The organism is Phytohabitans maris, from assembly GCF_031085175.1.
GTDB classification, from domain to species: Bacteria; Actinomycetota; Actinomycetes; order Mycobacteriales; family Micromonosporaceae; genus Phytohabitans; species Phytohabitans maris.
Genome location: NZ_JAVHUY010000004.1, coordinates 148,598 through 161,247 on the forward strand (window position 1 = coordinate 148,598; position 12,650 = coordinate 161,247).

Annotated in this window: 9 protein-coding genes; 2 read left to right on the plus strand and 7 right to left on the minus strand. The window is 74.9% G+C overall.

Annotated elements, in window-relative coordinates:
* Nucleotides 1-37: 37 nt before the first annotated feature.
* The 3 genes from RB614_RS05670 to RB614_RS05680 are packed head-to-tail and all read right to left on the minus strand — an operon-like array spanning nucleotide 38 to nucleotide 4,837.
* Nucleotides 38-1,225 carry an ABC transporter ATP-binding protein gene (locus tag RB614_RS05670; protein ID WP_308711284.1) on the minus strand — a complete coding sequence of 396 codons (1,188 nt, stop codon included), beginning with the start codon at nucleotides 1,223-1,225 and terminating at the stop codon, nucleotides 38-40.
* Entirely contained in the window at nucleotides 1,218-3,749 is a 2,532-nt protein-coding gene (locus RB614_RS05675) for a cation-translocating P-type ATPase (RefSeq protein WP_428982928.1), read from the minus strand. The genes RB614_RS05670 and RB614_RS05675 overlap by 8 nt, the downstream gene beginning before the upstream one ends.
* 50 nt (nucleotides 3,750-3,799) lie before the next feature.
* Nucleotides 3,800-4,837: an Acg family FMN-binding oxidoreductase gene (locus RB614_RS05680; RefSeq protein ID WP_308711286.1), complete on the minus strand. Its 1,038-nt coding sequence runs from the start codon at nucleotides 4,835-4,837 to the stop codon at nucleotides 3,800-3,802.
* 190 nt (nucleotides 4,838-5,027) lie between these two features.
* Between RB614_RS05680 and RB614_RS05685 the strand changes: the two genes are divergently transcribed.
* A complete protein-coding gene (locus tag RB614_RS05685) occupies nucleotides 5,028-5,525 on the plus strand; it encodes a pyridoxamine 5'-phosphate oxidase family protein (RefSeq protein WP_308711287.1) in 498 nt (165 codons plus the stop codon).
* Here the strand turns inward: RB614_RS05685 and pflA are convergent.
* The 4 genes from pflA to RB614_RS05705 all read right to left on the minus strand — a co-directional run bounded on the left by pflA (nucleotide 5,472) and on the right by RB614_RS05705 (nucleotide 11,692).
* Nucleotides 5,472-6,221, minus strand: coding sequence for a pyruvate formate-lyase-activating protein (gene pflA / locus RB614_RS05690; RefSeq protein WP_308711288.1), 750 nt, complete (start codon nucleotides 6,219-6,221; stop codon nucleotides 5,472-5,474). The two genes, RB614_RS05685 and pflA, sit on opposite strands and share 54 nt — an antisense overlap.
* Nucleotides 6,218-8,452: a formate C-acetyltransferase gene (pflB, locus tag RB614_RS05695; RefSeq protein WP_308711289.1), complete on the minus strand. Its 2,235-nt coding sequence runs from the start codon at nucleotides 8,450-8,452 to the stop codon at nucleotides 6,218-6,220. Before pflB ends, pflA begins: the two co-directional genes overlap by 4 nt.
* Nucleotides 8,453-8,664: 212 nt before the next feature.
* Nucleotides 8,665-11,349 (minus strand): bifunctional acetate--CoA ligase family protein/GNAT family N-acetyltransferase, encoded by a 2,685-nt coding sequence (locus RB614_RS05700; RefSeq protein ID WP_308711290.1) that lies wholly within the window; start codon nucleotides 11,347-11,349, stop codon nucleotides 8,665-8,667.
* A gap of 28 nt (nucleotides 11,350-11,377) precedes the next feature.
* Nucleotides 11,378-11,692 (minus strand): HPF/RaiA family ribosome-associated protein, encoded by a 315-nt coding sequence (locus RB614_RS05705; RefSeq protein ID WP_308711291.1) that lies wholly within the window; start codon nucleotides 11,690-11,692, stop codon nucleotides 11,378-11,380.
* A gap of 201 nt (nucleotides 11,693-11,893) precedes the next feature.
* On the opposite strand from RB614_RS05705, the gene RB614_RS05710 reads away from it, so the two are divergent.
* The gene (locus RB614_RS05710; protein ID WP_308711292.1) at nucleotides 11,894-12,574 is read left to right on the plus strand and encodes a CBS domain-containing protein; all 681 of its coding nucleotides are present in this window, start codon (nucleotides 11,894-11,896) and stop codon (nucleotides 12,572-12,574) included.
* Nucleotides 12,575-12,650: the final 76 nt, after the last annotated feature.

A 12,650-nucleotide genomic window follows, 5' to 3' on the forward strand; every position in this document is an offset into this window, starting at 1 on the left:
CTTCCCTGGCCGAGGTGCCCGATGCGTGTCGACCGGCTCAATTCGCGGCGGCCAGCAGCGAAGCGCCGTCGGTGACCGGGAGCGCCTCGGTGCTCTCCGGGTCGAAGAAGTAGGCGTGGCCGAGGTCGACGGCGAGCTCCACCTCGTCGCCGGCCCGCACCGGCGCCAGGGCGGGCAGCCGCGCGGTCCACAGGCTCGGGGCGCCCTCGTCCTCGGCGGCCAGCGACTCCACCCGCGCCGTGGTGGCCGGCGGGAGGAAGAGCAGGTTCTTCTCGCCGCCGAGCGACTCGACGGTCACCGCGGTCACGGTCAGCCGCGGCCCGCCGTGGTCACCGTCCGCCGGCTCGATCGCGGCCGGCCGCAGCCCGACGACGATCTCCCGCCCCGCGAACGAGCGCAGGCTGGGACGCAGTGCCAGCTGGCTCTCGGGTACCGGCCACCGGTGCTCGCCGAGCGCCAGCGCCAGCCCGTCGCCGTCGTCGACGACCCGGCAGGTCGCCAGGTTCATCGCCGGGGAGCCGATGAAGCCGGCAACGAAGACGTTGCGCGGCGCGGCGTACAGCTCGTCCGGCGGCCCCACCTGTTGCAGCCGGCCGTGGTCCAGGACGGCGATGCGGTTGCCCAGCGTCATCGCCTCCACCTGGTCGTGCGTGACGTAGATGGTGGTGGTGCCGTACTTCTGGTGCAGCCGGCTCAGCTCGCCGCGCATGGCCACCCGCAGCTTGGCGTCCAGGTTGGACAGCGGCTCGTCCATCAGGAAGACCTGCGGGCGCCGGACGATGGCCCGCCCCATCGCCACCCGCTGCCGCTGGCCGCCGGAGAGCGCGGCCGGCTTGCGCTCCAGCAGGGGAGTCAGCCCGAGCACCCGCGCCGTCTCGCCGACCTGCTCATCGACCTGCGGCTTGCGGGTACCGCGGATGCGCAGGCTGAAGCCGAGGTTCTGGGAGACGGTCATGTGCGGGTACAGCGCGTAGTTCTGGAAGACCATCGCGATGTCCCGCTCCTTGGGCGGCAGGTCGTTGACGACCCGGCCGCCGATCTCGATCGTGCCGTCGGTGGTGTCCTCCAGGCCGGCGACCATCCGCAGCAGGGTGGACTTGCCGCAGCCGGACGGGCCGACCAGCACGATGAACTCGCCGTCGGTGATCGACAGATTCACCTGGTCGACGGCGACGGTCCCGCCGGGGAAGACCTTCGTCACGCCGGTCATCGTCACTTCAGCCATCAGTGGTCCCTCTCTTCTTCAGCCCCGCCAACCAGACCGCCAGGCCCGGCAGCGTCGCCGCGGCGGCGCACGCGGCGATCTCGGCCGCGGACAGGTACTCGGTGCCGAGCAGGTCGCGCAGCTGCGGCAGCAGCACCCCGGCCAGCTGCAGCAGCGCCGACAGCGCCACCGCCGCGGTCAGGGCGTGGTTGCGCCCACCGCCGGGGCGGCGCGGCGCGCGTACGGCCAGGGCGATGCCGAGCTGCCCCAGGCCCAGCACGACGAACGCGATCGACTGCCACGGCCGGTCCAGCGCGTGGGCGGCGACACCCGCGCCCAGTACGACGGCGGCCAGCAGCGTGCCGGCCAGCAGCACCCCGCGCAGCAGCCCGCCACCCAGGACCGACTCCTGCGGCGACCGCGGCGGCCGGCGCATGGTGCCCGGCTCGGCCGGCTCGGCGCCGAGCGCGACCCCCGGTACGCCGTGGGTGAGCAGGTTGACCCAGAGGATCTGGGCCGGCAGCAGCGGCACGGCGAGCCCGAGGAACGGGCCGACCAGCATCACGAGCACCTCCGCGGCACCGCCGGCGAGCGCGTACCGCAGGAAGCGGCGGATGTTGTCGTAGATGCGGCGGCCCTCGGCGACCGCGGCGGCGACCGTACCGAGGTTGTCGTCGACGAGCACCAGGTCCGCCGCCTGCCGGGCGACCTCGGTCCCACCGCCCATGGCGATGCCGATGTCGGCCCGGCGCAGCGCCGGCGCGTCGTTGACCCCGTCGCCGGTCATCGCGACGACGTGCCCGCGCTCCTGCAGCGCGGCGATGATGTCCAGCTTCTGCTCCGGCTGGATGCGGGCGAAGACCCGGCGGTCGCCGGCGCCGTACGCGGTGACGCCGCCCTCGTCGCCCCGGACCACCCCGTCGCCGCCGCGCCAGATGCCCAGCTGGCCGCCGATCGCGGCCGCGGTCGCCGGGTGGTCGCCGGTGATCAGCACCAGGTGGATGCCGGCCTGGTCGAAGGCGGCGGCGATCCCCGGGGCCTCGGCGCGGAGCGGGTCGCCGATCGCGACCAGGCCGGTCGGGCGCAGGTCCCGGACGGTCCGCGGGTCCGGCGGCGCGTCGTACGTCGCGGTGGCCACGGCGAGCACGCGCAGCCCGCCGGCGGCCAGCCGGTACGCGTCGGCGAGCAGGCCGGGCGGCGTGCCGGTCACGAGCGGGGTGGCCAGTACCGCCTCCGGCGCGCCCTTGCACACCGCCAGGTACCCGCCGCCGGGCCGCCGGTGCACGGTGACCATGCGCCGGGTCTCCTGGTCGAACGGAAGCTCCGCGGCGCGCGGCCAGGCGGCGCGCTCGGCGTCCGGGTCCAGCCCGCACCGGCCGGCGAACGCGACCAGCGCCGCCTCCAGCGGGTCGCCGACCGGTGTCCACCGTGGACGTTCGGCGTCCGGCGGGGCCAGGGTGGCGTCGTTGCACAGCAGCACGGCCCGGGCCAGGTCCGCCAGGGCCCCGGCGGCGCCCGCCCCGCTCAGGATCTCGCCCGACGGCTCGTACCCGCTGCCCCGGACCTGGTACCCGGCGCCGCCGGCGGGCACCGCCCGCTGCACGGCCATCCGCCCCTCGGTCAGGGTCCCGGTCTTGTCCGACGCGACGACGGTGACCGAGCCGAGCGTCTCCACCGCGTGCAGCCGGCGCGGGATGGCCCGGGCGCCGGCCATGCGGCGGGCGCCGAGGGCCAGGGCGAGGGTGACCACGGCGGGCAGCGACTCCGGCACCGCGGCGACGACCAGGCTGACCGCGGTGATCGCCATGTCGACCAGGGGGCGCCCGCCGACCACGCCGATCACCAGCACGACGCCGGAGAGCACCACCGCGGTCACGCCCAGCGCCCGGCCCAGCCCGGCCAGCCGCCGTTGCAGCGGGGTGGGGCCGGGCCGGGTCGTGGCGACCAGCGTGGCGATCCGCCCGAGGGCGCTGGCCGGACCGGTCCGGACCACCGTGCCGGCGGCCCGGCCGGTCACCACGACCGTGCCGGCGTACACCTCGGTGCCGTGGTCCCGGGCCACCGGCACCGACTCGCCGGTCAGGGCGGCCTCGTCCACCTGGAACCGGTGCGCCTCGTCGAGCCGGAGGTCGGCCGGTACGACGTCGCCGGGCTCCAGGTGCACGAGGTCGCCCCGGACCACCTCGGCGGCCGGCACGACCAGGTGGCGGCCGTCGCGGACCACCCGTGCGGTGGGTGCGGTCATCCGGTCCAGCGCCGCGATGGCCGTGTCCGCCCGGACCTCCTGCGACACGCCGATCACCGTGTTGACGACCACGACCAGCAGGATGACCGCGGTGTCCGCCCGGTCGCCCAGCAGCGTGGTCACCACGGCGGCGGCGATCAGCAGCGCGACGAGCGGGTCGGTCAGCTGGTGCAGGATCCGGCTGTACAGGTGCCGGCGGGGCGGCGTGGCGACGGTGTTCGGCCCGTCGGCCCGCAGCCGGCTCGCGGCGGCCCGCGCGGTGAGCCCGACGGTGGTCTCCGGCGCTGTGGTCGCCCCCATGCTTCCAGCCTGCTCGCGGGCGGGCCGGGCGGGCAGGGCCGGCGTCCTGGTCACTCCGGGACCTTGGACCCCTCGGTGACCTCGCCGTTACCGGCGGTGGCGACCACCACCTCGTCCAGCCCCCGCCGGCCGGACGCCGCGCTGAACGGCCCGTAGCCGAACCGCAGGACGGCCTGGGCGGCGTACCCGTCGGCGGCGTCCCGCAGCAGCGCCCGCAGGTGCGGCACCTCCACCGGCTGCGTCATGATCGTCGAGGCCAGGCCGCGGACGGTGGCGGTCAGCAGGACCCGTTCCAGCGCCTGCCCGCCGCGCAGCCACTCCGCCGGGGTGTCGTCCCGGGTGTAGAGCACGGCGATCGTGGGCGCCCGTTCGAACGGGGCGGGCTTGCGCCGCCGGGCCGGGCGGACCACGCTGAAGTCGCGGATCGGCACCGTCTCCAGCGCGTCCCACGGGCCGAACGCCTCCGGCGGCACCCCGTCGTGGCGCTCCGGCCCCGACCGGGTCCACTCGCTCAGCTCCCGCCAGTACGCCGGGTCGTGCCGGCGCCGCTGCTCGGCGATGCGCACCACGTCGAGCACCGCGTCCCGGGCCACGGCGTCGGTGACGACGAGGCGGGCCCGTTCGGCGTCCGCGGCGGCGGTCAGGTCGGCGAGCGCCTCGGCCGGTACCGGGATCTCGGTGAACGGCTGGCGGTTGGTGTGCCGGCGCGGGATCGCGTCGGCCAGCATGATCGCCGTCGCCGGCGGCCGGGTCGGCGGCCCGACGGTGACCCGGGCGACCAGGTCGGGCTCGGCGGGCTCCGGCAGCAGCCGCAGCACCGGCACCCGGCCGCGGGCCAGCATCGACGCGCGCAGGTTGAAGACCGCGGCGCCGAGGCTGACGAACAGCTCGCGGCCCTGCGGGTCGAGTACGTCGAGGCGGCGCGACCGGTCCGCCAGGATCTCGACGGTGCCGCCGTACACCCGGAACCGCCACGGCTGGGTGTTGTGTACCGACGGTGCGGCGACGGCGTCCTCCAGGCACGCGCGCAGCGCGCCGTCCGGCACCCCGTCCGGGCCGGCCGTCCAGCCGCCGGTGATCGCTTTCATGGTGCCCTCCGATGTATGCGCTCCCGAACGGTGGGAGCCTGTGACCTGACCCTGCCGGCGGTCGGGTAGCCGTTCCAGGGGCTTTCTCCCGTCGGGCCCGGGACCTTCGGCGGCGAGGGGCCGGTCGGCAGGCCAGACTCGGGACCTTCGGCCCTGTCCGGAACGTCGGAGCCGACCCACGATCGTCACCATGTCGCGACGCGTGCTGGAGCCCATGGGTGTCGCGGATTGCCTGGAGCTGCTGGCGGGCGTGTCGCTCGGTCGGATCGTGTACACGGAGAAGGCGCTGCCGGCGATCCGCCCGGTCAACCATGTCGTGGATGGCGGTGCCGTGGTCATCCGCAGCCATCTGGGCGGTGCCCTGGCCACCGCGGTCGGCTCCGGACGGGGGACCGTGGTGGCATACGAGGCGGACGCCATCGACCCGGTCGAGCACCTCGGCTGGAGCGTCGTCGTCACCGGCGTGGCGCACCTGGTCGCGGACTCCCGGGAGGTGTCCCGCTACCAGGGGCTGCTGCGGCCCTGGGTCGACATCGCCATGGACTGCGTCATCCGCGTCGAACCGCACCTGGTCACCGGCTACCGCCTCGTCGAGGCACCGCGGCCGGACGGCGGTGTCGAGAAGGCGGTCCCGTCAGTAGACGGTGAGGCCGCGGTCGCGGAACTGGCCGCGCACCCGCTCCAGTAGGGCGGCGTCCGGCGGCGGCGTCCGCGCGAGCGGAAACCGCAACCCCAGCGCCGCGTACTTCTCCGCGCCGAGCCGGTGGAACGGCAGCACCTCCACCCGTTCCACAGTCGACAGTGACGCGGCATGGCGGGCGACCGCGTCCACATTGGCCGGTGCGTCGGTGAGGCCGGGTACCAGCACGAAGCGGATCCACATCGGAACGTCGCGCTCGGCCAGCCGGCGGCCGAACCGCAGGGTGGGCGCGAGGTCGCCGCCGGTCACCCGGCGAAACGTGTCGGGGTCGCCGGACTTGATGTCCAGCAGCACCAGGCTGGTGGCGTCGAGCAGCCGGTCGCCGGCCCGGTCACCGAGCACGCCGGAGGTGTCCAGGGCGGTGTGCAGGCCGGCCTCGCGGGCGCGGACCAGCAGCGCCTCGGCGAACGCCGGCTGCAGCAGCGGCTCGCCGCCGCTGACCGTCAGGCCGCCGCCGGCCACCCGGATGAACCGCGTGTACCCGGACACGATCGTCCACAGTGTCTCCAGGTCGGTCCGCTGGGCGCGCCGCATCCGCCAGGTGTCCGGGTTCTGGCAGTAGAGGCAGCGCAGCGGGCAGCCGCCGAGGAACACGACGAACCTCGTGCCGGGGCCGTCCACTCCTGTGGAGACGTCCCAGGAGTGGACCGCCCCGGCGATCGCGGCGAGCTGGGGGCTGCTCACAGCGATCCATGGAAGGTTCGGGAGATGACGTCCCGCTGCTGCTCCGGGGTCAGGCGGACGAAGTTGACCGCGTAGCCGGAGACCCGGATCGTCAGCTGCGGGTACCGCTCGGGGTGGGCCATCGCGTCCTGCAGCACGGCCCGGTCGAGCACGTTGACGTTCATGTGGTAGCCGCCGGCGTCGGTGTACCCGTCGAGGACGCCGGCCAGGTTGGTGACCTGCTCCTCGCGGGTGCGGCCGAGCCCGCCCGGCGTGATCGTGCTGGTCAGCGAGATCCCGTCGCGGGCGCTCTCGTACGGCAGCTTCGCCACCGACAGGGCCGAGGCGACCAGCCCGTGCCGGTCGCGGCCGTTGCCCGGGTTGGCGCCCGGCGCGAACGGCTCACCGGCCCGGCGCCCGTCCGGGGTGTTGCCGGTGTGCTTGCCGTAGACCACATTGGACGTGATGGTGAGCACCGACAGCGTCGGCTCGGCGCCGCGGTAGGTGGGCTGGCGGCGCACCCGGTCCATGAACGCCTCGACCAGCCACACCGCGATCGCGTCGGCGCGGTCGTCGTGGTTGCCGTAGCAGGGGAAGTCGCCCTCCACGCCGTAGTCGACGGCCAGGCCGGTCTCGTCGCGCAGCACCTTCACCGTGGCGTACTTGATCGCCGACAGGCTGTCCACCGCGACCGAGAGCCCGGCGATGCCGGTGGCCATGAAGCGGTGCACCGGGTAGTCGTGCAGCGCCATCTCCAGCCGCTCGTACGCGTACTTGTCGTGCATGTAGTGGATCACGTTGAGCGCGTCGACGTAGGTGGCCACCAGCCAGTCCAGCGTCCGCTCGAACGCGGCCACGACCTCGTCGTAGTCGAGCACCTCGCCGCCGACCGGCGCGGTCACCGGGGCGACCTGCTCGCCGGTGATCTCGTCGCGGCCGCCGTTGATCGCGTACAGCAGCGCCTTGGCGACGTTGGCCCGGGCGCCGAAGAACTGCATGTCGCGGCCGACCCGCATCGCCGACACGCAGCAGGCGATCGCCGTGTCCGCGCCGTACGCGGGGCGCAGCAGCTCGTCGTTCTCGTACTGCACGGCGCTGGTGTCCAGCGACACCTGGGCGCAGAACCGCTTGAACCCCTCCGGCAGAGCCGGCGACCAGAGCACGGTCAGGTTGGGCTCCGGCGCGGGACCGAGGTCGTACAGCGTCTGCAGGAACCGGAACGTCGTGCGGGTGACCAGCGTCCGGCCGTCGCGCCCCATGCCGCCCAGCGCCTCGGTGACCCAGGTGGGGTCGCCGGAGAAGAGCTGGTCGTACTCGGGGGTGCGCAGGAACCGGATGATCCGCAGCTTGATGACCAGGTCGTCGACGAGCTCCTGGGCCCGCTGCTCGGTGAGCCGCTCCTCGGCGATGTCCCGCTGCAGGTAGATGTCCAGGAAGGTGGCGGTGCGGCCGAGCGACATCGCCGCGCCGTTCTGCTCCTTGGCGGCGGCCAGGTAGGCGAAGTACAGCCACTGGATCGCCTCCTGGCCGGTGGTCGCCGGGCCGGAGACGTCGTACCCGTAGCCGTCCGCCATCCGCTTCAGCTCGCCCAGCGCCCGCACCTGCTCGGCCAGCTCCTCGCGGTCGCGGATGACCGTGGGGGAGGAGGGGAACTCGTCGAGGCGGTCCTTGTCGGCCAGCCGCTCGGCGATCAGGTGGTCCACGCCGTAGAGGGGGACGCGCCGGTAGTCGCCGATGATCCGGCCGCGGCCGTACGCGTCGGGCAGGCCGGTGACGATGTGCGAGCGGCGCGCCTTGCGGACCGCCTCCGGGTACGCGTCGAACACGCCGTCGTTGTGCGTCTTGCGGTACTCGGTGAACGTCTGCTTGACCCGCGGGTCGAGGGTGTAGCCGTAGGCGGCCAGCCCGCTCTCGACCATCCGGATCCCGCCGTTCGGCATGATCGAGCGGCGCAGCGGCGCGTCCGTCTGCAGCCCGACGATCAGCTCCCGCTCCCGGTCGATGTAGCCCGGCCCGTGCGAGGTGATGCTCGACGGCGTACGAGTGTCCACATCGTACACACCGCGGCGGCGCTCCTCGGCGAACAGCGGCCCGAGCCCGTCCCACAGGGCGGTGGTCCGCTCGGTCGGCCCGGTCAGGAACGCGCAGTCACCCTCGTAGTGCGTGTAGTTCTGGCGGATGAACGCGGCCACGTCGATCCGGTGCCGCCAGCTGTCGCCCACGAATCCGCGCCAGGCGTCGAGCGTCGTCATTGTCTCCTCCAGCGAGATGGGCCCCGCCGTTGTGGGGCCGCCCTTCCGGGCCATCTCCAGCCTTCCGGGCCATCTCCAGCCTTCGCCCTCGCCGGCCGGGCAGGCAGGGCCACAAGTCCCGTCGGCCGTGGACCGTCAGCCCACACCGCGGGTGGCGTCGGGAGTGCCGTCGAAGCCCACCACGACCGGCCGGGTCGGCATGGCGTCCCTCCTCACCCAGGCTGGCGCAGGCGGCGCAGCAACGCGTCCGGCTCCTGCCCCACCGGGGCGAGCCGGAGCCTGGCGTCGACCGCGACCGGCCCGCCGGGACCGACCAGGACCGGGTTGAGGTCCAGCTCGGCGATCTCCGGGATGTCCTCGGCGAGCCGGCCGAGGCGCAGTACCAGGTCCTCGACGGCCGCGGTGTCGACCGGCGGCGCGCCCCGGTAGCCGGTCAGCAGCCGGGCGGCGCGCAGCGAACGCCACATCTGCCCGGCGTCCTGGACGGTCATCGGGACGAGCCGGAACGCGCGGTCGCCGAGCAGGTCGGTGTGCACCCCGCCGAGGCCGAGCATGATCAGCGAGCCGAAGAGGGGGTCGTGCACCACGCCGGCCACCAGCTCCACCTGCCCGTGCGCCATCGCCTGGACCAGCACCGGCGGCTCGGTGCGGCCGAGCGCGGCTCCGACGGCCCGGTACGCGGCCCGCACCGCGCCGGGCCCGTCGAGTCCGATGTGGACGGCGCCGATGTCGCTCTTGTGCACCAGGTCCGGGTCGGCGGCCTTCAGCACGACCGGGTACCCGACCGATCCGGCCGCCTCGATCGCCGCCCGCTCGCCGGCGACCTGCGCCGAGGCGAGCACGGGAATGCCGTACCGGCCCAGGATGTCGGCGATCCGCGGGTACGGCTGCCAGCCGCCCCCGCCGGCCAGCGCCGCCTCCACCACGCCCCGCGCCCCGGCCGTGTCCACATCGGACAGAACCGGCCGCGCGCCGAGCGGTGCGCGCCGCCACCGGGCGTACCGGGTGGCGTGCGCGAGCGCCCGGACGGCCTGCTCGGGCAGGTCGTAGACGGGGACGCGGCGCTCGCCCAGCGCGGCCGGCGGTCCGGCCGCGCCGATCAGCACGGCGGCGGCGGTGAGCCGCTCGTGCCGGTCCAGGACCGGGGTCACCCGGGCCAGCACCGCGTCGACGTCGTTGGCCTTGCTCGCGGCCACCACCAGCAGCACCGAGTCGACCTCGCCGCTGGCCGCGTACGCGCCGAGGGCGGCGGCCAGCGCGTCCGGGGTGGCGCCGGCGCCGAGGTCGAGCGGGTTCTCCCCGCCCCGCACCGCCGCTACCCGCAGGCCGGCCGCCTCCGCGGCGTCGGCGGCGAGCACGTTCACGCCGCCGGCGTTGCCGAGGATGGCGAGGCGGTCGCCGGCCGGCAGCGGCTGCTCGGTCAGCAGCCGGGCCGCGTCCAGCAGCTCGCCGAGGGTGTCCACGCGGATCACGCCGGCCTGGGCGAACAGGGCGTCCACCGCCACGTCCGGCGCCGCCGCGGCGGCCGTGTGCGACGCCCCGGCCCGCCGCCCCGCTGCCGACCGGCCGCTCTTGACCGCCAGTACCGGCTTGCGCCGCCCCAGCGCCCGGACGAGGCGGGCGAACTTGCGCGGGTTGCCGAACGACTCCAGGTAGAGCGCGACGGCACGGGTGGCCGGGTCGTCGTACCAGTAGGCGAGCAGGTCGTTGCCGCTGACGTCGGCCTTGTTGCCGAGCGAGACGAACGTCGAGACGCCGCAGCCGGTCCGGGCGGCCTGGGCCAGCAGCGCGATGCCCACCGCGCCGGACTGCGAGGCGACGGCGAGCCCACCGGCCGGCGCGGCGGTCGGCGCGAACGTGGCGTTGAGCCGCACGGCGGGGTCGGTGTTGACGACGCCCAGGCAGTTCGGCCCGACCAGCCGCATGCCGTGCTCCCGGGCCAGCCGCACCAGCTCCGCCTGCGCTTTCCGGCCGTCCAGACCACCCTCGCCGGCCCGCTCGCCGGCCCGGGAACCCGACTCGGCGAAACCGGAGGTCAGGATGACCGCGGCCCGGACGCCGATCCGGGCGGCCTGCGCGACCACGTCCCGGACCGCGGGGCCGGGCACCGCCACGACGACCAGGTCGACCGGGCCGGGCAGGTCCGCCAGCGAGGGCACGGACGGGACGCCGGCGACCGCGCCGGCGTGCGGGTTCACCGCGTACACCGGGCCGGTGAAGCCCCCCTCCACGACCGCGCGGAGCGTCTCGTGGCCGATCCCGCCGGGACGCCGGCCGGCGCCGACGACCGCGACCGAACGCGGGGCGAGCATCGGGCGCAGCGCCTCGCGCTCGGCGGCCCGGTCCCGGGCGTCCACCGCCAGCAGCGTGGCGTCGTCGACCCCGGTGCCGACGTCGAGGTCCACGACCCCGTCGACCAGGTGCGCCGTCGTACGGCTGGTCAGGTCGCGGGCGACCCGGAGCATGCGGTGGTTGGCCGGCAGGACCTCGCCGGTGAGCGCGATGACACCGCGTTCCCGGGCCTGCGCGGCCAGGTGCTCCAGCAGCAGCGTGCCGATCCCGCGGCCGCGCTGCGCCTCGGCGACGAATACCGCGAACTCGGCCCGGGCCGGCGCCGGCTGGGTGCGCTCGTACGACGCCACGCCGACCACGTCACCGGCGACCACGGCCACCGCGGCGGCGTGGTCACCGTCGGGCGGGCGGACCAGCCGGCGTACCTCGGTGTCGATGACGCAGTGGCCGGGCGTGGCGAAGAACCGCAGCCGCAGGCTCTCCGGCGACGCCTCGGCGAACAGCCGCTCCAGCGCCGCCGCGTCCGTACCGGCGGCGGGCCGGATGCGCACGATGCCGCCGTCCGCGGTCAGCGCGTCGCAGTCCTCCACCACGAACCCGGTCACGACCCGTTCCTCCCGTCCGCCGCGGCCGTCAACGCCACCGGTCCGCCCGGCTCAGCCGCGCGTTGAGCTTGCGCTGCGCCAGGTCGACCGCCTCGGTGAAGGTGGGCGCGGCCGCCGACACGTGGATGTCCACACCGGACACGTCGGCGTGCACCGCAACGGTGTACGGCCGCGGCGTGCCGGCAGCCCCGGCCCGGCCGAGGTTCAGCTTCACGAACAGCACCGGCCGTGGCGCGTGCTCCAGCGCGGCGGTCACCTTCCGGCGGGCGTACTCCACGAGACCGGGCCGGATCGGGCCGTGCACGTACACCTGGGGCTGTGCCGGCGCGACAACTCTGCTCATCGCGGATCCCCTTCCCAAGCCGAAGATCGTCTGTGCGACCACCATCGCCCGAAGCGCGCGACCCGCCCAGGGCCGCCCGTCCCGGCCGCCACGGTCGTTGGTCCCAGGGGGCGCGGTAGGTCGGCTCTGACCCGTCGGCACGACCCGGTCGTACGGTCGGACCGAGGGACGAAGTGTGACGGACGGAAAGCGAGGCGGACGATGAAGCTGTGGACGGTGGCCGATGTCATGACCACGGACGTCGCCACGGTGAAGGAAGGCACGCCCTACCGGGACATCGTCGACATCCTGACCGCGCGGCAGGTCAGCGCGGTACCGGTGGTCGACGACTTCGAACGGGTGCTCGGCGTGGTGTCGGAGGCGGACCTCCTGCACAAGATCGAGACCGAGGGGCATCCGGCGACGCGCCGGGTGTTCGAGGGCCGGCGCCGCCGCGCCGCCCGGACCAAGGCGACCGCCCTGGTCGCCCGCGACCTGATGACCGTGCCCGCGGTCACCGCCGTGCCGCACACCCTGATCCCGGCCGCCGCCCGGCGCATGGACACCGAGCACGTCAAGCGGCTGCCGGTCATCAACGACCTGGGCCGGCTGGTCGGCATCGTCACCCGCGGCGACCTGCTCAAGGTCCACCTGCGCCCGGACGCCGACATCCGCCGCGACGTCGTCGAGGGGGTGCTGCACCGGGTGCTCGCCATCCGCGACGGCATCGTCCGGGTCGAGGTGCACGACGGCGTGGTCACGCTGGCCGGCGAACTCGACCGGCACAGCGCCACCGTCACCGCCGTGCGACTGGCACAGGCCGTGGCCGGCGTGGTCTCCGTCGAGGACCGGCTGACCTTCCTCTTCGACGACACCACCCTGGCCAACACCGGCGTCGCCTAGCGAATCCGTTCCAAGCGGACATGGGCTGCGACGTCCGTCGTGGTCCGGACCGTCGCGCGGGGGTGCGTTCCCGCGG